A 24,278-nucleotide genomic window follows, 5' to 3' on the forward strand; every position below is an offset into this window, starting at 1 on the left:
GGGTCGTCCGGCGCCCCCCCCTGGGGGGGCGGCGGCTGGCGCGGCGCCCCGACGGGCAGACATCTCGGGCTGGTTGCTGATCGTGCCGGCGTTCGCCGCATACGCGAGTTTCGTGATCTACCCGCTGGCCACAGGAATCCAGTACTCGTTCTATGACTGGAACGGCATCGGGGCCTCCACCTGGGTCGGCATCGACAACTACATCACCGTCTTCACCAACCAGAACCTGCTGGGAGCCATCGGCAACGCGTTCTTCCTGATCGCGTTCTTCACCGTCATCCCGGTCGGCACCGGTCTGGTGCTGGCCACGCTGATCAGGTCGATGCGCGACGGAGTCTTCCTGCGTGCATCCCAGACGATTCTGTTCTTGCCGCAGATCATCCCCTTGGCGGCAGCCGGCATCGCGTGGTCGTGGATGTACGCGCAGACCGGAGCCGTCAACCAGATTCTCGGATGGTTCGGGCTGGGGTGGCTCGGCCGGCCGTGGCTGGCCGACTACGACACGGCGCTGCCCGCCGTCGGCCTGATCGGCTCATGGGTGCTCACCGGCCTCTGCACCGTGCTGCTGCTCACCGGCATCGGCAAGATCGACACCTCGCTGTTCGAGGCGATTCGTCTCGACGGCGCGGGCTGGTGGCGTGAGTTCTTCACCATCACCCTTCCGGGGCTGCGGCAAGAGATCGCCGTGCTCGTCACGCTCACGGTGATCGCGGCACTGAGCACCTTCGACATCATCTACACCTCGACACAGGGAGGGCCCGGTCGGGCGACCCTTGTGCCGAGCCTCCTGATCTTCCGCATCGGGTTCACGCAGAGTGACGTCGGGCTCGCCTCGGCCTTCGGCATCGTCATGATGGTGCTGGTGCTCGCGGTCGTGCTGCCGGTGCAGCGACTGGCGAGAGCGAGTGACCATTGATCGCGTCGCGCAACGAAGTGCTGATCGGCCGAGTGCTGCTGATTCTCGCCCTCATTCTGACTCTCATCCCCCTGCTCAACATGCTGTCTGCCGCACTGCAGCCGGCCGATCGCAATCCGACAGGCATGTCGTGGCCGACTGATCCTCAGTGGATCAACTTCGTGACCGCGTTCGAGGTGGGCAACGTCTGGCGCCTCATGGGGTCGAGCGCCTTCATCGTGCTGTGCGTCGTGCCGGTGAGTCTCATCATCGCCACCCTGGCCGGCTACGCTCTCGGCGGTCTGCGGGTGCGAGGAAACCGCGTCATCTTGATCGTCTTCGTGCTGGGGCTCACCATTCCGTTCGAGTCGCTCATCATTCCGCTCTACTACCAGGCGCAGGCACTCGGCACCCTCAACACCCAATGGGCCGTGATCTTTCCGCTCATCGGCCTCTTCATGCCGTTCTCGGTGTTCTGGATGCGCGCGCACTTCGTCAATGTGCCGCGAGAGCTGTCTGAGGCTGCCCGAGTCGATGGCGCGACCCTGTGGCAAGAGTTCACCAGAATCCAGCTGCCGCTCGCGATGCCGTCGGTGAGCGCGTTGACGATTCTGCTCTTCATCTGGACCTGGAACCAGTTCTTGCTGCCCGTCGTGCTCATCGCGAATCCGCTCGATCGCACCGTCGCCGGTGCCCTCACGTTCTTCCAGGGGCAGTACTACCTCAGCATCCCCCTGCTGAACGCGGGGGCCCTGATCATCGTGCTTCCGGCGATCGCGATCTTCCTCATCTTCCAGCGGCAGTTCATCAAGGCCCTGCTGCAGGGCGCCGTCAAGGGCTGACGAGCGCCACCGCACTCCCGTCAGGGTTGCTCGACCTTCCACCACACAGATAGGTGCCCCACCATGCCGTTCTCCCGCGATGACTACTGGGTCTGGGATTTCTGGTTCGCCGACGACGGCGATCGCTTCCACCTGTACTACCTGCATGCACCGCGCACCCTTCGCGACCCCGATCTGCGGCACCGCAATGCTCGAGTCGGCCACGCGGTCTCGACCGACTTGCGCACCTGGAGAGACCTCGGCGAGTGCCTGGCACCCGACGGCAGCACAGCCATCGACGCCGACGCGACCTGGACGGGCAGCGTCGTGAGAGATGTCGATGGCGGCTGGCGGATGTTCTACACGGGCTCGCGCTTTCTCACACCTCTGGGCGCGGCGAACATCGAGACCGTTGCCGTGGCGACGTCGCACGACCTGCATACCTGGGTCAAGCATCCTGAGCAGGCGCTCTCGGCAGACCCATCGCTGTACGAAACGCTGGGCGCGACCTCGTGGCGTGAAGAAGCCTGGCGCGACCCGTGGGTCATGCAGGCTCCCCGCGGGCACGGGTGGTGGATGCTGCTGACCGCCCGATCGTCGCACGGTGACGACGAGCTCGATCGCGGAGTGATCGGTCTGGCCACCTCTGACGACCTGATCTCGTGGCAGGTGCGCCCACCGCTGTCTGAGCCCGGTGCGGGGTTCTGTCATCTCGAGGTGCCCCAAGTGATCGACGTCGACGGGCACCGCGCCGTCATCTTCTCGTGCGATACCCCGGCGCTCGCCGGAGCACGTGCCGAGCGAGGTGAGCGTGGTGGCATCTGGATCGTCGACGTCGATGATGCCCTGAGCAGCATCGACGCGAGCTCCGCCAGGCTGCTGCTCGACGATGCGCACTACGCAGCGCGTGTCGTGACTGATCGAGACGGTCAGCCGCAGCTGCTGGCCTTTCGCAACACGACCGTCGACTCCGTCTTCACCGGGGGCATCACCGATCCGATGCCGTTGCGCTGGAGCGCGTTGACCGGCATCAGCGTCGATCAGTCAGCAGAGGTGTTCTCGTGACCCCGGAGGTCGGCGGAACCGTCGCACCGGGCTTCGAGCCGGTGGCCGCGGCGTTCGCAGAAGCGTTCAGCCAGCACGACGCGATGGGCGCGGCGTTGGCCGTGCGCGCCGACGGAAGGCCGGTCGTCGATCTCTGGGGTGGAGTGGCCGATGCCCGCACGTCGACCCCGTGGAGCGACTCGACGGTGAGCGTGATCTTCTCGTGCACGAAGGGGCTCATGGCGATTCTCGCGGCGAAGCTCGTGCAAGAGGGTCGGCTCGACTACGAGGCACCTGTCGCCGAGTACTGGCCGGAGTTCGCCCAGGCAGGTAAAGAGAAGGTGCTCGTCAGACACGTGCTGGCGCACCGCAGCGGGCTCAGTGCTCCAGTCGTCGACTTCTCGACTGACGACCTGCTCGACTGGAGCACGGTCACCTCGGCGCTCGCCGCTCAGCGCCCGCTGTGGGCTCCCGGATACGCGCACTCGTATCACGCCATCACCCACGGCTGGTTGATCGGCGAAGTCATCCGGCGCATCACTGGAGCGACCCCGGGCGACTGGTTCAGAACGGTCATCACCGACCCGCTCGGCGTCGATGCCTGGATCGGAGCGCCCGCCACGATCGAGCCGCGCATCGCGAGGCTGAGCGTCGGCGAGACGCTGCGGAGCCATGTCGATGAGCTCGCCGCGCAGCGGGTCGCGGGCGTCGTCGACTGGCCAGATCGAGCGATGACGATGGGGGGCGCCCTGCCGCCTACGCTCGTCGATGGTGATGAGGGCTTCAACGACCCGCGGCTGCACGCCGCGCAGATTCCCGCCGCCGGGGCAATCGCGAGCGCCAGCGCGCTCGCGACCATCTGGTCGGCAACCGTGGTTGCCGAGGGGGGAGTGCGCCTGCTCGACGCCGACATCGTGAACATTGCAAGACGGAGTCAGAGCGACGGTCAGCCCTTCTACCCTGCACCTGCGCCCTGGCCGAGATGGGGGATGGGCTTCCAGCTCGACTCTGAAGCTCGGCGCTACCTCACCGCGCACAGCTTCGGTCACGACGGCGCTGGTGGCCAGGTGGCGTTCGCCGACCCCGTGCACCGCATCGGCTTCGCCTTCACGACCAACGTGATGGAAGCCGTCGATCAGCGGGCGACGCGCATCATCGATGCGCTGCGCGAATGCGTCAGCTCATGACGCCGGAGTGCGCACGGCTGGCGCCACCCACCTGACCCAGACCGTGACGGCGAGCAGAACGGCAGCGAAGGCGGCCGCGAGCAAGATGAGCGACGTCAGCGGAAACGCCGGGCCCGATGCGAGAATCGCGCCGACGAGCGAGGCAGATACCAGGGTGACGACGGCCCATGCGGGGCGCGACACCGTGTACAGCGTGCGGCCCGGAAGTGGCCCGATCGGCAGCAAGAGCACGAGCAGTGATCCGAGCCCGCCGAGGGTCACAGCCGCCGCGGTCTCTGACCACAGAGTCATCCAGAAGCCCGTGCTCGGTGTGATCAGGTCGTGCACTGCCCACGCGAGCAGCGCCAGCGCGGCGACCGCGCTCGTCTGAGCCACGGCGACGCCTGCCCGTGCACGTCGGCTCGACCCCACAGCGGCGGCCGCGGCGATGAGCACGCCGATCAGCAGCGGAGGCTGCAGCTCGCCGAAGCGAGAGAACAGCGCCAGCACGAGGGCGACGAACAAGATTCCCGGCAGAAGCCGCATACCAGCCGGCACGCCCGCCACCCGCCCAGCAAGGCGGCCGGGAATCAGCACTCCGACGATGTTCAGCACGACGAGCCCGAGCCCGATCGCTGCCGTGAGGCGCACGTATCGCACCTCGGCGTCTACTCCGCCCGACAGGGCCGCGATCACGGCGGCGCCCCCGAGCGTCGCCGCAGCGACCAGCACGGGCGAGAGTGAGGGTGTCGCGGGTTCGTCGACCACCGCGTCGATGCGGTTGCGGCCCGTCAGACGAACACGCGGCGGGAATGCTCGCGGCCCCACGAAGGTGGCGAACACGCGCAACGGCAGCGCGACGAGCAGCAGGTACGCGAGACCAGCGAGGGGCGCGAGCAGCCAGCCACCGCGATCGACGACATCGCGAGCCGTCGGCAGGGAGGCGCCGAAACCCGTCGGCGTTCCCCAGTTCTCGGTGATCGGGTCAAATGGCACCGGCGGCACCGTCTCGACGGGGGGAGCGGGCGGCAGGGTCGGCGACTCGACGGGTGTCGGCGACTCCTGCGGTTCGCTGGGGCCCTCGTCGGCAGGGGGCGGTGCCGCGGGGCGCTCATAGCGCACGTCGACGCGCGGGCTCGCTGCGCTGAAGTTGCCGGCGGCATCGCGTTGCAGCGCCTGCACCCTCATCGTGCCGGTGGTCGGCCAGCGCACGGGGCAGGCCCACGCCCCCGAACCGGTCACGATGGTTTCGCACGCGAGACTGCCGTTGACGAACACCTGCAGCAGGGCATCCGGTTCTCCGGTACCGCGCGCGGTCACGCCCGGCTGGGTCGTGGTGCCGGCACGTGGAGAGCTGATGGTCGGCGGCGCGGGCGGCGTGCGGTCGATCGACGCGGAGACGGCGCCTGAGAACGCCGACCACTCGGGGCCGAGCCCCGCGAGAGTCTGCCGGGCGCGCACCTGGTACGAGCCGCTCGGCACATCGACGACGCACGACCAGAATCCGCTCGAGAGGGCTTCAGGGCAGGAGTGGGTGGCGCTGCCGCCGGGGCCGGTCGTCGAGAGCTCGATGTCGGCCCCGGGCTCGGCGAAGCCGCTGAAGCGACCCGTCGTGATCACGGTCGAGCCGGCTCCGTCGATCGACGGAGGTGCCAGTACGCGCAGCGTGAGCGGCGCCATCGGCACCGTGGTCTCGTCGGCGAGCGTCTCGGTTCCGGTGAACTCGACGACGCCGTTGGAGACGGCGATCGAGGCGCACGTGAAGGTGACGGCATCGGGGTCGCCGACGGTGCACACCACGGCCCCGCCTCGACGGATCACGAGCGTGCTGCCGACGTCTTTCGTGCCGGTGATCGTCACCGAGGTCGCCGACACGAAGGTCGACGCAGGAACATCGAATGCGGCCGCCGCAGCGGCAGGCTGGGCGGGCACCGCCACGAGGGTCGCTGCCGCGATCACGGCGAGCATCGACACGATGAGCCAGCGAGCACGGTCGGTTCGGCGCAGCGCCCGGTCGTCGCGTGGGGCCGAGTCGTGGCTTTGTGCGCCCATCACCCACCCCCGCTCATGCCGCCCGCATGACATTCTCCCAGCAGAGACACTGTCGACACCCGCAGGCCCGCTCTATGCTGTCATCTATGGAAATTCTGGTGATCGTCGGTGTGCTCATCCTGCTCGTCGTCGTGGCAGGCATCTACCTGTGGGCGACGTACAACTCGCTCGTGACGCTCAACGTTCGCGTGGACGAGGCGTGGAGCGACATCACGGTGCAGCTCAAGCGCCGCGCCGACCTGCTGCCGAACCTCATCGAGGCGGTCAAGGGCTATGCCGCGCATGAGAAGCAGGTCTTCGAGAACGTCACGAAGGCCCGCGCCGAGACGCTCAGCGCACAGGGCCCGGCCGAGGCTGCCGCTGCCGAGAACCACATGCAGCAGGCCCTCAAGAGCATCTTCGCCGTCGCCGAGGCCTACCCCCAGCTGCAGGCGAGTCAGAACTTCTTGCAGCTGCAGGGCGAGCTCGTCGACACCGAAGACAAGATTCAGGCCTCGCGTCGCTTCTACAACGGCGGAGTGCGCGAGCTCAACGTCAAGATCAAGCAGTTTCCGAACACGCTCTTCGTGCGCAGCCTCGGCTTCACCGAGCGCGACTTCTTCGAGGTGGCAGATTCGGCAGCGATCGCCGAGCCGCCGCGCGTGCAGTTCTAGCACGCCGAACCCCGGCAGGAGCCTCACGTGTATCGCGCGATAGCCGCGAACAAGCGCAACACGGTGTTCATCATCGTGCTGTTCGTCATCATCATCGGGTTGCTGGGCCTGTTCGCCGACTTCTATTTCGGCGGCAACTACAGCATCTTCATCGGCACGCTCATCGGTGCGACGATCTACACGATCGTGCAGTACTTCGCCGCGGGGTCTCAGGCGCTCTCGATCTCGGGGGCGAGGCCGATCACCAAGGCAGACAACCCGCGCCTCTACCGCATCGTCGAGAACCTCGCCATCACTGAGGGCCTGCCGATGCCGCGGGTGTACGTCATCAACGACCCCGCCCCGAACGCCTTCGCGACGGGGCGCGACCCGAAACACGCCAGTGTCGCGGCCACCACCGGGCTGCTCGAGATCATGAACGACCGAGAGCTCGCGGGGGTCATGGCGCACGAGATCGGTCACGTCAAGAACTACGACATCAGAGTGGCGACGATCGTGTTCGGGCTCGTGGTCGCTGTCGGATTCATCGCCGACGTGCTGTTCCGCATGGCCTTCTGGGGCGGCAGCCGCAACAACAACGGCAACCCGATCATGCTCGTGCTCGGCCTGCTGGCCATGATCATCGCGCCGCTCGTGGCCGCGGTCGTGCAGGCTGCAGTGTCTCGGCAGCGCGAATACCTCGCCGACGCCACGGGCGCCCTCACGACGCGCGACCCCGAGGCCCTCGCGAGCGCCCTGCAGAAGCTCGGCGACTATGCGCGGCCCATGAAGCGCCAGAATTCGACGATGGCGCACCTTTACATCAGCGACCCGATGAAGCCCGGCGTCGTCGACCGCATGTTCCAGACGCACCCGCCCATTCCCGACCGCGTCAAGCGCATCCTCGAGAACGCGAACCGCTTCTAGGCGTCGCGCCTCGGCGAGAGTCGTGGTTTCTGGCATGAGTCGCGAAAAGTCTCGCGACTCATGCCACACACGGCGACCACGGTGTGTGCGGCACGGTACTGCGCGCGTGCGCGGGCTAGCCAGTGCCGAGGCTTGGCGGAGGATGACTCAGAGGGCGGCGCGAACCGCGGCCGCCGCATCGCCCCACAGGGGCTCAGCCACGACGACCTCGCCGAGGCCCTGCCAGGTGGATGCCCTCCGCAGCACGGGCGCCACTCGCGCCGCGAGTTCTGACACCGAAGAACCCGGCTCGACCCACGCCGACTGCACCCTCAATACCCCGGCCTTGCGATCGCTCTTGAGGTCGATGCGGCCGAGAAGCCGGTCATCGACGAGCACGGGCAGCGTGTAGTAGCCGAACTGCCGCTTCGCAGCCGGAGTGTAGATCTCGATGCGGTAGTGAAAGCCGAACAGTCGCAGCGCACGATCACGGTTCCACACGACCGGGTCGAAGGGCGACAAGACGGCGGTCGCCTCGATGCGGCGCGGGATGCTCACCCCCGGCACCACGAACCCATCTCCGTCGCGGCCCTCGCGCCCCCAACCCTGCACCTTGACGCGTTCAACCTCACCGGTCTCGAGTAGCGAGTGGAGGGCATCCCGTGTCGGCTGAATCTTCAAGCGGTAGTAGTCAGCGATGTCGCCCACTGTGCCGACGCCGAGTGCCCGCACGCTGCGCAGCACGAGCTCTCGTTGAGCGTCGACGCGGGGCACTGCTTCGGCGTGCAGTGCGGCGAGGCCCACCTGCTCAGGCAGGGCGTAGACCCTCGAGAATCCTCGGCGCCCGCCGCTCACGACATCGCCGAAGGCGAAGAGGTACTCAAGACCCTCTTTGACGTCGCTCCACCCCCACCACGGGCCACGACGCTCCGTCGCGTCGTGCTCGACCTCGCTGACGGTGAGCGGCCCCTTCTCGGCGAGCTCGGTGAGCAGCCAGTCGAGCATCGCGGTGTTGCCGCGCACCCAGGCGCTTCGTTCGGTGTAGCGGGCGCGGAGGGCCTCGCGCTTCCAGTGCCAGAGCGGCCAATCGTCGCGCCGGATGACCGCCGCCTCATGAGCCCAGTATTCGGTGTAACGACCGCGGCGGGCGAAGACGCTCGCATCGAGGTCGTTCTGGTCGTAGGCGCCGAGGCGCGCGAACAGCGGCAGGTAGTGCGATCGTGCGAACACGTTCACCGAATCGAGCTGCAGCACCTGCAGACGATCGATCGTGGCGTTGAGCTGGCGGGTGCTCACCGCCGCCGGATGCTCGCGGTCGAAGCCTTGCGCGGCGAGGGCGAGGCGGCGCGCCTGGGCGGCAGTGAGTCGTGGCACACCGCCACCGTATCGCCGACCGCCGACCACTGCTCACGCGCGCGTCGCCTGCCGTTCACCCGCCGAGGGGCGACCCGAAACCTGTTCTCTTTAGCGTCAGCACTACCCGCGGTTCCCCGTGCTCGGAACACAGCCAGAGCCGCCGCGGGCACTACACGGAGGATTCGTGAACACCACACGCACGCTCGCCGCCGTCGCTCTCGCGACGACTGCCGCACTCACGCTCGGCGCTTGCGCCGACGCCGGTGCCGAGGCGCCTGCCAACGGTATCGACGCAGCCACGGCGACCAGCCTGGCCGACTTCGGTTCGTTCGAAGAGCTCGAGGCGGCCGCCAAGGCCGAGGGCCAGCTCAATGTCATCGCCCTGCCGCGCGACTGGGCGAACTACGGCGAGATTCTCGACCTCTTCGCCTCGAAGTACCCCGAGATCACCATCAATGAGGCGTCGCCCGACGCGTCGAGCGCTGAAGAGATCCAGGCTGCCGAGAACCTCAAGGGCCAAGACACGGCTCCTGACGTGTTCGACCTCGGCCTTGCCGTGGCGCTCGCGAGCACCGACTACTTCGCGCCCTACAAGGTGCAGCGCTGGAACGACATTCCTGACGCTTTGAAAGAGTCGAACGGCCTCTTCTACGCCGACTACGGCGGATACATGGCTGTCGGCTACGACCCCGACGCGGTTCCGGCCCCGACGAGCCTGCAAGACCTGCTGAAGCCCGAGTACCGCGGAAAGGTCGCCATCAACGGCGACCCGACTCAGGCCGGCGCGGCGTTCGCGGCCGTCGGCATGGCGACCGTGCAGAACGGCGGAACGCTCGACGATTTCAGCGCGGGCATCGACTTCTTCCAAGAGCTCAACTCTGCCGGCAACTTCATCAAGATCGACCCGACCCCTGCCACGATCGCGTCGGGTGAGACCCCCGTCGTGTTCGACTGGGACTACCTGAACGCTGGCTACGCAGCCGGTCTTGAAGGTCAGCGCAACTGGGAGGTCGTGATCTTCGACGGCACCGGATACGCCGGCTACTACAACCAGGCGATCAACAAAGACGCGCCGAACCCGGCCGCAGCTCGCCTGTGGATGGAGTTCCTCTACAGCCCCGAGGCGCAGAACCTGTGGCTCAAGGGCGGCGCCCGCCCCGTTCTCGCCGAGGCGATGGCCGCTGAGGGAACGATCGACACGGCGCTGTACGCCGCGCTGCCGGAGGCTCCGGAAGACACCGTCGTGCCCTCGGCCGCGCAGAGCGCAGCTGCTGGCACGCTGCTCGGCCAGCGTTGGGCAGCTGCTGTCCAGTAACACGCCCGCCGCGCCCATCGTGGCAGCGGTCGACCCCCGGCGCCCCGCGCGCCGGGGGTCGACCCGCGCCCCGGGCTCGCGGGCGAGAGTCGCGCAAGCCATGGGCCTGGTGCCCTTCGGCCTCTATCTCGCGCTGTTTCTGCTGCTGCCCACCGTGCTGGCGCTGAGTTCGGGCTTCTTTCAGAAAGACGGCTCGTTCACGTGGGATAACGTCGCGGCGCTCGGCGACCCCGTCATTCAGACGACCTTCATCACGACCCTGTGGCTCTCGGCGCTCACCGCCGTCGTCGGCGCGGTGCTGGGCGCCCTCGTCTGCTACGCGCTCATCGGCGTTCGACACGACGGGCCCCTGCGTTCGGTCATCGACTCGGCCTCGGGAGTGCTCGCCCAGTTCGGCGGCGTCATGCTCGCCTTCGCCTTCGTCGCGACGATCGGCATTCAGGGCACGATGACCGTGCTGCTGCGCGACGCCGGCTTCGACATCTACGCCAACGGCGTCTGGCTCTATGAAGCCCCGGGGCTCATCCTGCCCTACATCTACTTTCAGGTGCCCCTCATGGTGATCGTCTTCTTGCCCGCCCTCGAAGCGCTCAAGCCGCAGTGGGTCGAAGCGAACGCCACGCTCGGCGGCTCGACTGCGAGCTTCTGGTGGCGCATCGGCATTCCCGTGCTCGCCCCCTCGTTTCTCGGCTCGCTGCTGCTGCTGTTCGCGAACGCCTTCTCGTCGTATGCGACGGCTGCGGCCCTCACGAGTCAGGGGCAGTCGATCGTGCCGTTGCAGATTCGCGCGGCACTCACGAGCGAGACTGTGCTCGGCCGCGAGAATCTCGCAGGGGCCCTCGCCCTCGGCATGATCATCGTCATGACGATCGTCATGAGCCTCTATGCGCTCGTGCAGCGTCGTGCCGCGAGGTGGCAGCGATGAGCGCCGCGGGCAGACTCGCGCCCAGCCCGTGGCTGCGGCGCAGCATCCTGATCGTCATCGGTGGCGTCTTTCTCATTCCGATCGCGTCGATGGTCGAATTCACGATGCGCCGGGGGCTCGAAGGCGGCCACGACTTCTCGCGCTGGATCGCCGTCTTCACCGGCGATATCGGCAGCGCCTACCGCACGCTGTGGGAGGGCATCGGCAACTCGGTGGTGCTCGCCATCGTCACCGTCGTGCTCGTCATGGTGCTGCTCGTGCCGACCATGATTCTCGTCGCCCTGAGGTTTCCGGGTCTCAAGCGAGTGCTCGAGTTCTTGTGCCTCCTGCCGCTGACGATTCCGGCCATCGTGCTCGTCGTCGGGCTCGCCCCGGTGTATCAGGTGGTCGGCCGACTCGCGGGCAGCGGGGCGTGGACGCTTGCTCTCGCCTACGGCGTGCTCGTGCTGCCCTTCGCCTATCGGGCCGTGCAGTCGAACATCGACTCGATCGACATCATCACCCTCAGCGAGGCAGCCCGGTCACTGGGCGCCTCGTGGCCCGTCGTCGTGCTGAGTGTGCTCGTGCCCAACCTTCGGCGCGGACTGCTCGCTGCGGCGTTCATCTCGGTGGCGGTGGTGCTCGGCGAGTTCACGGTCGCCTCACTGCTCAGTCGCACCACGCTGCAGACCGCGCTCGTCATCGCCTCGAAGGCCGACGCCTTCGTGGCCGTCATCTTCGCACTACTCGCCCTGCTCTTCGCCTTCGTGCTGCTGCTCGTCATCGGGCGCATCGGCGGGGGCAGAACCCGGAGGACCACATGACCACCACCGCACCCGCCGTTCGCACGTCGGCCCGCGTCGGCTTCGTCGACGTCGTCAAGCGATTCGGCACGATGACGGCGCTCGACAAGATCTCTCTCGAGCTCGAACCCGGAGAGTTCGTGGCGCTGCTCGGGCCTTCTGGCTGCGGAAAGACCACCGCACTGCGTGTGCTCGCCGGCCTCGAGTCGGCCGACGACGGCCACATTCTCATCGACGATCGTGACGTGATCGACGTGCCCACGAGCCGGCGCGACATCGGCATGGTCTTCCAGGCCTATTCGCTCTTTCCGCACCTGACCGCGCGCGAGAACGTCGAGTTCGGTCTGCGCATGCGGCGGGTGCCGGCCGCTGATCGGCGGCGTCGCGCTGATGAGGCGCTCGACCTCGTGGGGCTCGACCACCATGGCGAGCGTTTCGCGCACCAGCTGTCGGGCGGCCAGCAGCAACGCGTGGCACTCGCGCGCGCGCTCGTCACCGAGCCGCGCGTGCTGCTGCTCGATGAACCGCTGAGCGCTCTCGATGCGAAGGTGCGCGTGCAGTTGCGCGAGCAGATTCGTCGCATTCAGACCGAGCTCGGCATCACGACGCTCTTCGTGACCCACGATCAAGAAGAGGCGCTCGCGGTCGCCGACCGGGTCGCCGTCATGCGCGCAGGCACGATCGAGCAGATCGGAACCCCCGAAGAGCTCTACAGCCGCCCCGCCAACGCTTTCGTCGCCGACTTCGTCGGGCTGAGCAACCGGCTGCCCGGTCGCGTCGAAGGCGCGGCGATCACGGTCGCCGGCCAGCGGCTGGCCCTCATCGACCCGAGCGTCGGCGAGGGCGACGCGATCGCGCTCGTGCGCCCCGAAGACGTCGTCTTCGTCGCGAGCGGTGAACGGGATGCTCGAGAGGGCACCGTGCTGACGACCTCGTTTCTCGGCTCACTGCGCCGCACCCGGGTGCGCCTCACCGACGGCTCAGAACTCGCCGTGCAGCACGATGTCGCACTGTCGCCCGCACCGGGAGAGAGCGTGCACGTGCGTCTCACGGGGCAGCCCGTGGCTGTGTCGCGCGACTGAGCCGTCGAGCGCTCTCAGGCTCGTAGACTGACGGGATGTTCTGGCGACCCAAGGCAGACCCGCCCGTGCGCGGCGGCGATGACGCCGTCTCACCGGGCATGCGCACAGCCGCGGCCTGGTCGTGGCGCTTCTTGGCGGTCGCGGGCGCCCTCTGGGTGCTCATCTTTCTCATCATCGAACTGCGCCTGCTCGTCATCCCGCTGCTGATCGGGGTGCTGCTCGCCGCGCTGCTGGTGCCCTACGCGAACTGGCTCGATCGTCGGCTGAAGTTTCCGCGGTGGCTCGCGGTGACGACGTCGATGCTGACGCTGCTCGGAGTCGTGACTGCGCTCGTCTGGCTCGTCGTCGCCGAAGTGCGCGCGGGCTGGCCCAGCCTGCGCGATCGCTCGGTCGAAGCGTTCGACGAGTTTCTGGTCTGGCTCACCGCCACGTTCGGGGTGAGCGCTGACGAGGTGACCGAGTGGCTCGACGTCGTGCTCGGCGAGCTCGACTTCTCGACCGATGGCCCACTCGTGTCTGGAGCCCTGTCGTTCGGCACGACGGCGGCCGAGATTCTCGCCGGCACTGTGCTCGTGCTGTTCTCGCTGCTCTTCTTCGTCATCGACGGCCGTGGCATCTGGGGCTTCGTCGTCAAGCTGTTTCCGCGCAAGGCACGAGTGGCGGTCGACGGTGCCGCCCAGGCCGGATGGATCACGCTCACCAACTTCTCGAAGGTGCAGATCTTCGTCGCCTTCGTCGACGGGCTCGGCATCGGCCTCATCGCGTGGCTGCTCGGCCTGCCGCTCGCGCTGCCCATCGGCGTCGCCGTCTTCTTGGCGAGCTTCGTTCCCTTCATCGGCGCGATCGTGACCGGTGCGCTCGCCGTGCTGATCGCACTCGTCTACAACGGCCCGGTGATCGCGCTGCTCATGCTCGGCGGGGTGCTGCTCGTGCAGCAGCTCGAGAGCAACGTGCTGCAACCACTCATCATGGGCACGGCGGTGCGCGTGCATCCGCTTGCGGTGGTGCTCGCCGTCGGTGCGGGCGGGCTCATCGCAGGAATTCCCGGCACGCTGTTCGCGGTGCCGATCGTCGCCTTCGTCAACGTGTTCGTGAGATACATCGCGGCCGGCACGTGGCGCACCACCCCCCACCCCGTCGCGGCCGACGTTCTTCCCCCACCGCAGGAGCGCTCATGACCACTCCGCTCACCCTCGCCGGGCCGACCCTCGCCGACGTCGAGGCAGCCCGCATCGTCGTCAGCCGAGTGTCAGAAGTGACGCCGATGGAGACCTCGCGCTACCTCAGCGACGTGCTGAGCGCGCCCGTGCATCTCAAGTGCGAGAACCTGCAGCGCACCGGGTCATACAAGATTCGCGGCGCATACAACCGCATGTCGCACCTCACCGACGACGAGAAGGCTCGGGGAGTCGTCGCGGCCAGCGCCGGCAATCACGCCCAGGGTGTCGCGTTCGCGGCGCGCGAGCTGGGCATCGCGGCCACCATCTTCATGCCCATCGGGGTCGCGCTGCCCAAGCTGCAGGCCACGCGCAGCTACGGCGCAGAGGTGGTCTTGCGCGGCCACACCGTCGATGAGCCGCTGCGGGCTGCGCAGGAGTTTGCCGAGCGCACCGGGGCGGTCTACATTCCCCCCTTCGACCACGCCGACGTCATCGCCGGTCAAGGCACGCTCGGTCTCGAGATGCTCGACCAGGTGCCCGACCTCGAGACCGTGATCGTGCCGATCGGCGGAGGAGGGCTCATCTCAGGAGTGGCAAGCGTGCTCAAGCGTCGCGCAGCAGCACTCGGCCGAGAGATCAGAGTGATCGGTGTGCAGGCCTCGAACGCCGCGCCATACCCGATCTCGCTCGCCGCAGGCGAGCCCACCGAGATCACCATCACCCCGACGATCGCCGACGGCATCGCCGTCTCGAAACCGGGCGCCCTGAACTTCGCCATCATCCGCGATGCGGTCGACGAGGTCGTCACGGTCGACGACGACGACATCGCCAAGGCGATGCTCGTGCTGCTCGAACGCGCCAAGCTCGTGGTCGAGCCCGCAGGAGCGGTGGGAGTGGCGGCGATCTTGACCGGAGCCGTGCGCGCTACCGGTCAGACCGTCGTCGTGCTGTCGGGAGGCAACATCGACCCGCTCATCATGGAGCGCGTGATCTCGCACGGACTCGCCGCCTCAGAGCGCTACTTGAAGCTGCGCATCCCCTTGCCCGACCGACCTGGTCAGTTGGCCCGCACGAGCGAGATCATCGCCGACCAGAACGCGAACGTCGTCGAGGTGCTGCACACGCGCCACGGCACAGGGCTCGCGATCAGCCAGGTCGAGCTCGAACTGCACATCGAGACCCGCGGCCCCGAGCATGCTGATCAGGTGCTCGCGGCGCTGCGCGACTCTGGCTATGACCCGCGCGTCGACTTCTAGCGTTCACGCGCAACGCTGACGCGTTTCGGGCTATGACCCGCGCGTCGACTTCTAGCCGGTGTAGGTGCTCACATCGACGATGGTCACCGTGACGGTCGAACCGTTCGGAGCCTCGTAGGTCACCGTGTCGCCGACCTTGGCGCCCAGAATCGCCTGGCCCAGCGGGCTCTGCTCGCTGTACACGTCGATATCGCTGTCGTCGCCGACGATCTCGCGGCTGCCGAGCAGAAAGCGCTCGTCATCGCCCAGAATCGTCGCCGTGACGACGGTGCCGGGCTCGACGACTCCGTGGGCGTCTGGCGCCTCGCCGACCGTGGCATTGCGCAGCAGCGCCGTGAGGGTGCGGATGCGGGCTTCGATCTTGCCCTGCTCGTCTTTGGCGGCATGGTAGCCGCCGTTCTCCTTCAAGTCGCCTTCATCGCGCGCTGCCTCGATGCGCTTCGCGATCTCGGCACGGCCCTCGGTCGAGAGGTGCTCGAGCTCTGCCGTGAGACGGTCGTGCGCCTCTTGGGTCAGCCACTGAGTGGTGCTGCCGGTGCTGTCGCTCATGTCATTGCCTCCTGACGCGAAGGAACCGGCCCGCGGGCCGGTTCCTTCAAGTGGTTCCGGCGATGTTACGGGAGCCAGCACCGGTAGGGCAAACCGGTGACGGCGGGTTCTGCGGTGCGAATCGTCTCGACGAAGACGCGAGTGCGCTCGGTCGACGCGGGAATCTCGATGATGCGCCAACCGACGATGCCGAAGCTCTCGTTGAGCGCCTGGATGGCGCATCCGACCGGTTGCCCCGGGTCGACCGACACCTCCCACCGCACGTCGATCGACGAGTCTGTCGCGTTGGCGTAGCCCAGCTCGCGAGTCTCGATCGACGCGTTCGTGCCAGACAGCCCACCCCACACGACCCAGGCCGTGAACACGAGTGCGAAGACCACTCCCGCGACGATCATGAGCGTGCGCTGCCGACGCTCTGCTCCCGGCGTGCGCCCGTAGCGCTCATCGAGGCTCTGCTGCGTGCTCGTCATGCGGTGCTGAACCCTTCGTGGTGCTCGTGAGCGTCGGTGCCGCACAGGTGACATCGATACCCTTGACCTATCAGCGTAGAGCTCGCAGGTGAGGGTTGCCTCGACCGCGGCTCGACGTGAACCTCGTGAGGAGCATCCCCGTGATCGCATTCGGAATCGCCCCGCTGGGCATCGGGCCCAACCCGGTCGACGGCCCCGTGACGCCGCCGGGTTTCGACCCGAACACGGTCACGCCGGGCGTCGTCGGCTTCATCGCCATCGCTCTCGTGGCGATCGCGTCGATCTTCTTGCTCGTCGACATGTCGCGCCGCATTCGCCGAGTGCGCTATCGCGGCGAAGTGCGCGAACGCTTAGAGGCTGAGCAGCAGGGTACTGATGAGCTTCGCGCCGAAAAGTTGATGGTCGCCGAAGGCGGCCCAGCGTACCCTGACCCTGCCGCCCTAGCCGCCGAACGGCGGGTCGAGGGCGACGAGCAAGACGGCCGTCCAGTGGCATAGAAACGCGATAACTGTCAGCGTGTGGAAGATCTCGTGGAACCCGAACACGCCAGGAACCGGGTTGGGCTTCTTCATGCCGTAGACGATGGCTCCCGCGGTGTAGGCGAGCCCTCCGACGATGACGAGCACCATCATCGCGATATTCGCCTCGAAGAGATCGACGATGTAGAGCACGGCGGCCCAGCCGAGCATCACGTAGAGGGGCACATACGCCCAGCGGGGCGCCCCGATCCAGAACACCCGGAATCCGATGCCGATGAGGGCGCCCGACCAGACGAGCACGAGCAGCAGATAGCCCTTCTCGGGCGGCAGAGCCATGATCGAGAGGGGCGTGTAGGTGCCGGCGATGAGCAAGAAGATGTTGGCGTGGTCGAGCCGCTTCAAGAGCACCCGGGTGCGGTCTGGCCAGTCGAAGCGGTGATAGGTGGCTGAGATGCCAAACAGCAGCAGCGACGAGAACACGAAGACGGCGCTCGACCACCGCGCCGCCGGCCCGTCTCCTACGGCGATCAGCACGAGACCCAGCACGATCGCGAGGGGGAACGTCGCCGCGTGAATCCACCCCCGCCACGTGGGCTTGAGATCGAGTGCTTCGTACTCGATCGACTCTTCGAGCAGCGGAATGTTCGGGATGTCCGCTGCGGGTTCGTCGTCGACCGCAGCCAACTCGTTCTCGCCGGGGGAGGGGGAGGTCATGGCCCGATGATACGGGAGCAGTGTCGCCGACCTCTCTCGGTTGGCGAGGCGGCACAATCAAAGCCAGGGCGACTACCCTGAGCCTGTGCGATCAACGAGAACTCCGCGCGGTCGCGGTCTGCTCTACCAGCTGTACATGCGGCGTCTGCGTCGGCAACTGGCCGATGCCACGCATCCGCGGCACGTGGCCATGATTCTCGACGGCAACCGCCGCTGGGCTCGCTTGCGGGTCGGCGGCACCACCGCGCACGGGCACCGCGCGGGCGCCGACAAGATCGTCGAGTTTCTCACCTGGTGCGACAGCGCCGAGATCGGCGTGGTCACGCTCTACCTGCTGTCGACCGACAACCTGACGGGTCGAGACGATGACGAGCTGCGCGAGCTCGTGCAGATCATCGGTGACCTCGCCGGCGAGCTCGCCTCGATCAGAGACTGGCGCGTGCAGCACGTCGGCAGCCGCGACGGCCTGCCAGACGCCCTGCTCTCAGAGCTCGACACGGCACAAGAGACCTCGAGCTCGCGCACCGGCCTGCACATCAACCTCGCCGTCGGCTACGGCGGGCGCCGAGAGATCGCCGACGCCGTGCGGGCCATCGTTCATCAGCATGCCGAGCGGGGCGGAACGCTCGACGAGCTCGCCGAGCTCGTGACGCCCGAGAAGATCGCCGAGCACCTCTACACGGGTGGCCAGCCCGACCCCGACCTCGTGATTCGCACTTCGGGCGAGCAGAGGCTCAGCGACTTCATGCTCTGGCAGAGCGCCCACAGCGAGTTCTACTTCGTCGAAGCACTCGGCCCCGACCTGCGCGAGGTCGACTTCTTGCGCGCGCTGCGAGACTTCTCTCGGCGCCAGCGAAGGTTCGGGCAGTAGCCGTGGGCGATCTCGACGCATTCATCGCGGGGTTCTCTGAAGACCCCGGCTATCTCGATCACCCCCGGCTGTCGCCTGTCGGCGAGCACGCTCTCGCCGAACAGCGCGCGATGACCGAGGTGCTGTCGCGCGCTCGATTCGGCTCGTTCGCGAAGCTCGACGACCAAGACGAGCGCGTGCGCGCATCAGTGGCGGCTCTCGTGCGCCGCGACCCCGATCAGGTGGTCTTTCAACCGAGCACGAGCCAGGGGCTCATGCACGTCATGTTCGGGCTGACGGGCGGGGTCGCGGCGTCGTCTGGCGAGTTTCCGGCCGTGGGCTACGCCATGGCGCGCGCGGCCGAGTCGCTAGGCGTGCTCGTGCCCCACACGATCACGCCCGAGCACGACCGAGTGACGCCCGGCGTGGTGCGCGATCAGCTCGCCTCGTCGGTGGTGGCCGTGGTCGTGAGCCTCGTCGACTACCGCACCGGCCACCTCGTCGACCTCGAAGGAATCCGGCAGGTGATCGGCGACCGCTTGCTCATCGTCGACGCGATTCAGGGCGTCGGCATCGTCGATGCGCCGTGGGAGGTCGCCGACGTCGTCGTCTCGGGCGGTCAGAAGTGGCTGCGAGCCGGCCAAGGCACAGGGTTTCTCGCCCTCAGCGACCGGGCCCGTGAGCAGCTCACGCCCGTGTGGTCGGGCTGGCTCGCGCACGGCGGCCCCGAGCTGCGGCACGATGTGGTCGAGCCGGCACCCGACGCTTCCGCCTTCCGGGTGGGCTACCCAGACACCTTCGCGCAGGCCCGCCTGGCCGGTGCGGTCGACGCTGTGCTCGCCGCCGGTGTGCCGAGCATCCGTGCTGCGATCATCGAGCGCACCGCCCGCCTCATCGAGATCGCAGACGAAGCGGGCATCGAGGTCAGTTCGCCACGCGAAGATGCTGAGCGGGCGGGCATCGTGGTGCTCGAACCGCATCCCGAGTTCGTCAGCACCCTCGGCGCGGCGCTGCACAACCACGGCGTCACCGCCACCGTGCGCACCGGGCGAGTTCGACTGGGCGCCCATGTCTCGACGGGCGATGAGACCTTTGAGCAGTTTCGGGCGGCGCTCGCCGAGTTCTCGACGATGGTGCGTGCCTGAACCTTCACGCCAGATGACGGCTCGGCGACACGCGCGTGTCGCTCCCGGCCCGGGCCGCGCCCTGGCATAGCGTGACGCTCATCGGGCATCGCGTCCGGTCGGGGCGGCCAGCAAGCTCGTTCTCGAGACCTAACGGCCGACCTGCAACAACTGGTCCGGGGTCGCCCGCGTCCCCGGGGATGGAGCACCGGTGCCCGCTGCGAAGACCTCACCTCACACCCCGTCGACGACGAGCGACAGCAGGGAGGTGGCGCAGCGAACGTATGTTCTCGACACGTCCGTGCTGTTGAGCGACCCCTCTGCTCTGTTCCGATTCGCTGAACACGCGGTCGTGCTTCCGGTGGTCGTGATCACCGAGCTCGAAGCCAAGCGTCACGATCCAGAGATCGGGTTCTTCGCCCGCAAGGCGCTGCGCAATCTCGACGAACTGCGGGTGCAGCACGAACGACTCGACTTTCCGATCGCCGTGGGTGAGGCGGGCGGCTCGCTGCGGGTCGAGCTGAACCACTCGAACCAGTCGGTGCTGCCCAGCGGCCTGCAGCTCGGAGACAACGACTCGCGCATTCTGGCCGTGGCGATGAACCTCGCCAACGACGGCCTCGATGTCACGGTCGTCTCGAAAGACCTGCCCTTGCGGGTGAAGGCCTCGTCGATCGGTCTTGCTGCTGAAGAATATCGAGCCGAGCTCGCAGTCGACAGCGGCTGGACGGGCATGGCCGACGTCTCACTCTCGAGCGACCAGATGGCGCAGCTCTACGATCGCGAGGTGCTGCGCACGGCTGAGGTTCGCGAGCTGCCGATCAACACCTCGCTCGTGATCCACAGCGATCGCGGCTCGGCGCTCGGCCGAGTGGTCGGCGACGACGAGATCGCGCTCGTGCGCGGTGACCGCGACATCTTCGGTCTGCATGGTCGTTCGGCCGAGCAGCGGCTCGCGATCGACCTGCTCATAGACCCTCAGGTCGGCATCGTGTCGCTCGGCGGCCGTGCGGGAACAGGCAAGTCGGCGCTGGCCCTGTGCGCCGGCCTCGAGGCAGTGCTCGAGCGGCAGCAGCAGCGCAAGATCATGGTGTTTCGCCCGCTGTACGCCGTCGGCGGTCAAGAGCTCGGCTACCTGCCCGGTGACGCGAGCGAGAAGATGAACCCCTGGGCGCAGGCCACGTTCGACACGCTCGGCTCTGTCGTATCGCAGAACGTGCTCGACGAGGTCGTCGACCGCGGCTTGCTCGAGGTGCTGCCCCTCACGCACATTCGCGGCCGTTCGCTGCACGACGCCTTCGTGATCGTCGATGAGGCGCAGTCGCTCGAGCGGAACGTGCTGCTCACTGTGCTCAGCCGCATCGGTCAGAACTCGAAGGTCGTGCTGACGCACGATGTCGCTCAGCGCGACAACCTGCGGGTGGGGCGCCACGACGGCGTGGCGAGCGTCATCGAGACGCTCAAGGGTCACGCGCTGTTCGGGCACATCACGCTGACGCGCAGCGAGCGCAGTGCGATCGCCGCCCTCGTCACCGAACTGCTCGAAGGCAACGAGCTCGCCTGACGCATCTGACGGGTAGCGTGGGGGAAGGCCCGCACCGCAGTGCGAGTGCTTCTCGAACCGGTGGTGCGGATCAGAAGAACCAGCTTCGGTGCGGGCCGCCTGTCTAGAGACCCGGCGTGGTCATGCTCAGCACGTCGAGCGCCGTGTCGAGCTGCTCGAGGGTGACCTCGCCGCGCTCGACGAACCCGAGGTCGATCACAGCCTCGCGAATGGTCAGCCCCTTGGCCACCGAGTGCTTCGCGATCTTGGCCGCGGCCTCGTAGCCGATGACGCGGTTGAGGGGTGTCACGATCGAGGGCGAGCTCTCGGCGAGGGCGCGTGCCCGGTCGAGGTTGGCCTCGAGGCCGTCGATGGTCTTGTCGGCGAGCACTCGGGTCGAGTTCGACAGCAGACGAATCGACTCGAGCAGCGACGTGCCCATGACGGGAATCGCGACGTTCAACTCGAACGACCCGGAAGCACCGGCCCACGCGATCGTGGCGTCGTTGCCGATGACTCGTGCGCACACCATGAGCACGGCCTCTGGCACGACGGGGTTCACCTTGCCCGGCATGATCGACGAGCCTGGCTGCAGGTCGGGAATGTGGAGTTCGGCGAGACCGGTGTTGGGCCCCGAACCCATCCAGCGGATGTCGTTGCAGATTTTCGTGAGCGAGACCGCGATGACGCGCAGCGCCCCCGAGGCTTCGACGAGGCCGTCGCGCGCGCCCTGAGCCTCGAAGTGGTCGAGTGCCTCGGTGATGGGCAGACCGGTCGACGCGGCGAGTTCGGCGATGACCTTCTGCGAGAAGCCGAGCGGGGTGTTGATGCCGGTGCCCGTCGCCGTGCCCCCGAGCGGCACCTCGGCGACGCGTTCGATGGTCGACCTCACTCGTGCGACGCCGAGGCGCACTTGGCGCGCATAGCCGGCGAACTCTTGGCCGAGGGTGACGGGCGTCGCGTCCATGAGGTGGGTGCGCCCGGCCTTGACGGCGGTCTTCCAGAGCTCGGCTTTGGCCTCGAGTGCGCCCGCGAGGTGCTCCAGTGCAGGAATCAGGTCACGCAGCAGTGCTTCGGTGACCGCGAGGTGCACCGAGGTCGGAAACACGTCGTTCGACGACTGCGAGGCGTTGACGTGGTCGTTGGGGTGCACGGGCAGCTCATCGGTCGAGGCCAGGGTCGCGAGCACCTCGTTCATATTCATGTTCGACGACGTGCCTGAACCCGTCTGGTAGGTGTCGACCGGAAACTGGTCGTGGTGCTGCCCGGCGATGATCTGGTCGGCGGCACCGACGATCGCGTGCGCGAGCGCAGCATCCAGAATGCCGAGCTCGGCGTTCACGAGCGCCGCCGCGCGCTTGATCTGGGCGAGGGCGACGATCTGCCCCGGCTCGAGCCCCGAGCCTGAGATCGGAAAGTTCTCGACGGCGCGCTGCGTCTGCGCTCGGTAGAGGGCCGTGCGCGGCACGCGCACCTCGCCCATCGTGTCGTGCTCGATGCGGAAGTCGGTCTCGGTCGTGTCACTCACGGCGGTGTGATCTCTCTGTTGAGGTGCGGTGTGCGGTGTCAGGATGCTGCGCCGGCGCTCGGCTCGCTCAGAGCTGCCCGATGGCGACGTCGGGCACGACTCGGCCTTCGAGAAGGCGGTAGTTGGCGCCGACGATTCCCAGGGTACCGGCGGCGACCTCGGCGCTGATGAGCTCGCTTGCCGCGAGCAGGGCGCCGACGGTGTCGCGCAAGTGCTGCCGGCCGACCTCTTGGGGGTCGATGTCGGCGGTGTCGGTGACGCCGGCCGACACTCGAACTCGCTGCACGGCGGGTGCGATCTGGTCGACGATGCCCTGAATGTGCACGGGCAGGGCGACCGCGTCGCTGGCCTCGGCGTCGATCGCTGCGCGCACCGCGCCGCACTCGTCGTGGCCGAGCACGACGATGAGCGAAGCGCCGAGCACCGCGACGGCATACTCGAGCGAGCCGATGACGCTCTCGCTGATCACCTGCCCGGCATTGCGCACGACGAACAGGTCGCCGAGGCCCTTGTCGAAGATGATCTCGGCGGCGAGCCGCGAGTCGCTGCACCCGAACAGGGCGGCGCGCGGTGCTTGGGCGGTGGCGATCTCGCCTCTGCGCTCGACGTCTTGCCGGGGGTGGCGTGGTGTGCCGGAGACGAATCGCTCGTTTCCGCGAAGCATCTCGCGCCAGACGGTCTCTGGCCGAGGTCGTTCTGTCATGCGTGGGCTCCTGCCGACGGTCGCTGCGGGCGTCGACAACTGAGCGTAGTCGGCTCAGTCGGCGGGCGCGGGCACGTCAGCGGCGACCGCGGTCGCGACGAGCATGAAGTCGTCATCGCTCGCGGTGCCGTAGAGCACGATGGTGCTGCCGGCCGTCTCGGTGACGAGCGCGAACTCGCGCAAGCCGACTCCGCTGACGCCTCGACGGTCGTAGCGCTGCCACTGACGGTCGGCGATCGTGACGGTGTCGCCGTCGCCGGGGTCGCGAAGTGCAGTGCGCAGCCAGGTGGGGTTGGCGTCGAAACCCTGCAGCACACCGATGAACGTGTTGTCGGCGGTGACGAATCCGATCGTCCACTCGGTGACTCCGCCCGACCCGGCCAGCTCGGCGCGGTTGGCCGCCCACGTGACGGGCACGACGGGTGCGACGACGGTGGTGCCGAGACTCGCTTCAGCCTCTGCCGCCGCGGCGACGTAGTCGATCGCGAGAGGTGCGGGGTCAGGTCGCACGACGACCAAGACCAGAAAGAGCACAATGGCGAATGACGCGGCGAGCGACAGCAGCAGGTTCTTCGTCGACTGGTTCGCGCGGCGTCTGCGCCGAGACTCGGCGACACGCGCCGCCTTCTCGTCGGGGGTCTCGGGTCGGCCGAGCTCGGCGACCACGCGGGGTTCGTCTGCCATCGCCTCAGTCTTCTGCGGCCGCGCGTGCGGCATCGAGTCGTTGCTTCGCGCCGATGAGCCACTCTTCGCACCGGCGCGCGAGCGCTTCGCCGCGCTCCCACAGGGCGATCGACTGCTCGAGCGTGACGCCGCCCTGCTCGAGCTCGGTCACGACGCGCACGAGTTCGTCTCGGGCTTGCTCGTATGACAGGCTCTCGGTCTCGCGGTCGGTCGAGTCTTCGCTGGGGGTCACGTCAACCATG

The 24,278-nt window shown here is 67.6% G+C and carries 25 protein-coding genes; 16 read left to right on the top strand and 9 right to left on the bottom strand.

Going from position 1 to position 24,278, the window contains the following annotated elements; translation table 11 throughout:
- The first annotated feature begins 82 nt into the window (after positions 1-82).
- The 4 genes from KIT89_RS00005 (at position 83) to KIT89_RS00020 (ending at position 3,947) form a co-directional block, all read left to right on the top strand.
- Positions 83-916, top strand: a complete 834-nt coding sequence (locus KIT89_RS00005) for a carbohydrate ABC transporter permease (RefSeq protein ID WP_297603975.1) — start codon at positions 83-85, stop codon at positions 914-916.
- A complete protein-coding gene (locus KIT89_RS00010) occupies positions 913-1,737 on the top strand; it encodes a carbohydrate ABC transporter permease (protein ID WP_297602400.1) in 825 nt (274 codons plus the stop codon). The genes KIT89_RS00005 and KIT89_RS00010 overlap by 4 nt, the downstream gene beginning before the upstream one ends.
- Before the next feature lie 63 nt (positions 1,738-1,800).
- Positions 1,801-2,781, top strand: coding sequence for a glycosyl hydrolase family 32 (locus KIT89_RS00015; protein WP_297602401.1), 981 nt, complete (start codon positions 1,801-1,803; stop codon positions 2,779-2,781).
- Entirely contained in the window at positions 2,778-3,947 is a 1,170-nt protein-coding gene (locus KIT89_RS00020; RefSeq protein ID WP_297602402.1) for a serine hydrolase domain-containing protein, read from the top strand. Before KIT89_RS00015 ends, KIT89_RS00020 begins: the two co-directional genes overlap by 4 nt.
- Here the strand turns inward: KIT89_RS00020 and KIT89_RS00025 are convergent.
- Complete coding sequence (locus KIT89_RS00025) at positions 3,942-5,981, bottom strand: hypothetical protein (protein WP_297602403.1); 2,040 nt, start codon at positions 5,979-5,981, stop codon at positions 3,942-3,944. The two genes, KIT89_RS00020 and KIT89_RS00025, sit on opposite strands and share 6 nt — an antisense overlap.
- An 83-nt stretch (positions 5,982-6,064) precedes the next feature.
- Between KIT89_RS00025 and KIT89_RS00030 the strand changes: the two genes are divergently transcribed.
- Positions 6,065-6,631, top strand: a complete 567-nt coding sequence (locus KIT89_RS00030; RefSeq protein WP_297602404.1) for a LemA family protein — start codon at positions 6,065-6,067, stop codon at positions 6,629-6,631.
- A 27-nt stretch (positions 6,632-6,658) separates the two neighbouring features.
- Positions 6,659-7,537, top strand: coding sequence for a M48 family metallopeptidase (locus KIT89_RS00035; protein WP_297602405.1), 879 nt, complete (start codon positions 6,659-6,661; stop codon positions 7,535-7,537).
- A gap of 147 nt (positions 7,538-7,684) precedes the next feature.
- Here the strand turns inward: KIT89_RS00035 and KIT89_RS00040 are convergent, their stop codons facing one another.
- Complete coding sequence (locus tag KIT89_RS00040) at positions 7,685-8,890, bottom strand: crosslink repair DNA glycosylase YcaQ family protein (protein WP_297602406.1); 1,206 nt, start codon at positions 8,888-8,890, stop codon at positions 7,685-7,687.
- A 166-nt stretch (positions 8,891-9,056) separates the two neighbouring features.
- Here KIT89_RS00040 and KIT89_RS00045 point away from each other — a divergent pair, with 166 nt between their 5' ends.
- The 6 genes from KIT89_RS00045 (at position 9,057) to ilvA (ending at position 15,392) form a co-directional block, all read left to right on the top strand.
- On the top strand, positions 9,057-10,187 hold the full coding sequence (locus KIT89_RS00045) for an ABC transporter substrate-binding protein (protein WP_297602407.1): 1,131 nt from the start codon (positions 9,057-9,059) through the stop codon (positions 10,185-10,187).
- A 100-nt stretch (positions 10,188-10,287) separates the two neighbouring features.
- Positions 10,288-11,112, top strand: coding sequence for an ABC transporter permease subunit (locus KIT89_RS00050; RefSeq protein ID WP_297602408.1), 825 nt, complete (start codon positions 10,288-10,290; stop codon positions 11,110-11,112).
- Positions 11,109-11,915, top strand: coding sequence for an ABC transporter permease (locus KIT89_RS00055; protein ID WP_297602409.1), 807 nt, complete (start codon positions 11,109-11,111; stop codon positions 11,913-11,915). The genes KIT89_RS00050 and KIT89_RS00055 overlap by 4 nt, the downstream gene beginning before the upstream one ends.
- Positions 11,912-12,976 carry an ABC transporter ATP-binding protein gene (locus KIT89_RS00060; RefSeq protein WP_297602410.1) on the top strand — a complete coding sequence of 355 codons (1,065 nt, stop codon included), beginning with the start codon at positions 11,912-11,914 and terminating at the stop codon, positions 12,974-12,976. The genes KIT89_RS00055 and KIT89_RS00060 overlap by 4 nt, the downstream gene beginning before the upstream one ends.
- Positions 12,977-13,011: 35 nt before the next feature.
- Positions 13,012-14,154, top strand: a complete 1,143-nt coding sequence (locus tag KIT89_RS00065; protein WP_297602411.1) for an AI-2E family transporter — start codon at positions 13,012-13,014, stop codon at positions 14,152-14,154.
- Positions 14,151-15,392, top strand: a complete 1,242-nt coding sequence (ilvA, locus tag KIT89_RS00070) for a threonine ammonia-lyase (protein ID WP_297602412.1) — start codon at positions 14,151-14,153, stop codon at positions 15,390-15,392. The genes KIT89_RS00065 and ilvA overlap by 4 nt, the downstream gene beginning before the upstream one ends.
- 51 nt (positions 15,393-15,443) lie before the next feature.
- Here ilvA and greA read toward each other — a convergent pair whose 3' ends face one another.
- The gene (greA, locus tag KIT89_RS00075; protein ID WP_297602413.1) at positions 15,444-15,941 is read right to left on the bottom strand and encodes a transcription elongation factor GreA; all 498 of its coding nucleotides are present in this window, start codon (positions 15,939-15,941) and stop codon (positions 15,444-15,446) included.
- 65 nt (positions 15,942-16,006) lie between these two features.
- Positions 16,007-16,411 (bottom strand): DUF4307 domain-containing protein, encoded by a 405-nt coding sequence (locus KIT89_RS00080; protein ID WP_297602414.1) that lies wholly within the window; start codon positions 16,409-16,411, stop codon positions 16,007-16,009.
- Positions 16,412-16,581: 170 nt separating this feature from the next.
- Here KIT89_RS00080 and KIT89_RS00085 point away from each other — a divergent pair, with 170 nt between their 5' ends.
- On the top strand, positions 16,582-16,908 hold the full coding sequence (locus tag KIT89_RS00085) for a hypothetical protein (protein WP_297603976.1): 327 nt from the start codon (positions 16,582-16,584) through the stop codon (positions 16,906-16,908).
- Here KIT89_RS00085 and KIT89_RS00090 read toward each other — a convergent pair.
- On the bottom strand, positions 16,852-17,604 hold the full coding sequence (locus KIT89_RS00090; RefSeq protein ID WP_297602415.1) for a hemolysin III family protein: 753 nt from the start codon (positions 17,602-17,604) through the stop codon (positions 16,852-16,854). The two genes, KIT89_RS00085 and KIT89_RS00090, sit on opposite strands and share 57 nt — an antisense overlap.
- An 85-nt stretch (positions 17,605-17,689) precedes the next feature.
- Here KIT89_RS00090 and KIT89_RS00095 point away from each other — a divergent pair, with 85 nt between their 5' ends.
- From KIT89_RS00095 to KIT89_RS00105, 3 genes are all read left to right on the top strand, one after another.
- The gene (locus KIT89_RS00095; protein ID WP_297602416.1) at positions 17,690-18,475 is read left to right on the top strand and encodes an isoprenyl transferase; all 786 of its coding nucleotides are present in this window, start codon (positions 17,690-17,692) and stop codon (positions 18,473-18,475) included.
- A 2-nt stretch (positions 18,476-18,477) separates the two neighbouring features.
- On the top strand, positions 18,478-19,599 hold the full coding sequence (locus KIT89_RS00100) for an aminotransferase class V-fold PLP-dependent enzyme (RefSeq protein WP_297602417.1): 1,122 nt from the start codon (positions 18,478-18,480) through the stop codon (positions 19,597-19,599).
- Positions 19,600-19,846: 247 nt separating this feature from the next.
- Positions 19,847-21,142 carry a PhoH family protein gene (locus tag KIT89_RS00105; protein ID WP_297602418.1) on the top strand — a complete coding sequence of 432 codons (1,296 nt, stop codon included), beginning with the start codon at positions 19,847-19,849 and terminating at the stop codon, positions 21,140-21,142.
- Between the two features lie 103 nt (positions 21,143-21,245).
- On the opposite strand, the gene KIT89_RS00110 is transcribed toward KIT89_RS00105, so the two are convergent.
- The 4 genes from KIT89_RS00110 to KIT89_RS00125 all read right to left on the bottom strand — a co-directional run bounded on the left by KIT89_RS00110 (position 21,246) and on the right by KIT89_RS00125 (position 24,277).
- Positions 21,246-22,649 (bottom strand): aspartate ammonia-lyase, encoded by a 1,404-nt coding sequence (locus KIT89_RS00110; RefSeq protein WP_297602419.1) that lies wholly within the window; start codon positions 22,647-22,649, stop codon positions 21,246-21,248.
- Positions 22,650-22,716: 67 nt separating this feature from the next.
- Entirely contained in the window at positions 22,717-23,352 is a 636-nt protein-coding gene (locus KIT89_RS00115; protein ID WP_297602420.1) for a carbonic anhydrase, read from the bottom strand.
- 54 nt (positions 23,353-23,406) lie between these two features.
- Positions 23,407-24,036, bottom strand: coding sequence for a DUF4245 family protein (locus tag KIT89_RS00120; protein WP_297602421.1), 630 nt, complete (start codon positions 24,034-24,036; stop codon positions 23,407-23,409).
- A gap of 4 nt (positions 24,037-24,040) precedes the next feature.
- Positions 24,041-24,277 carry an exodeoxyribonuclease VII small subunit gene (locus tag KIT89_RS00125; protein ID WP_297602422.1) on the bottom strand — a complete coding sequence of 79 codons (237 nt, stop codon included), beginning with the start codon at positions 24,275-24,277 and terminating at the stop codon, positions 24,041-24,043.
- Between the last annotated feature and the right edge of the window lies 1 nt (position 24,278).

This window comes from Microcella sp. (genome assembly GCF_025808395.1).
Lineage (GTDB): Bacteria > Actinomycetota > Actinomycetes > Actinomycetales > Microbacteriaceae > Microcella.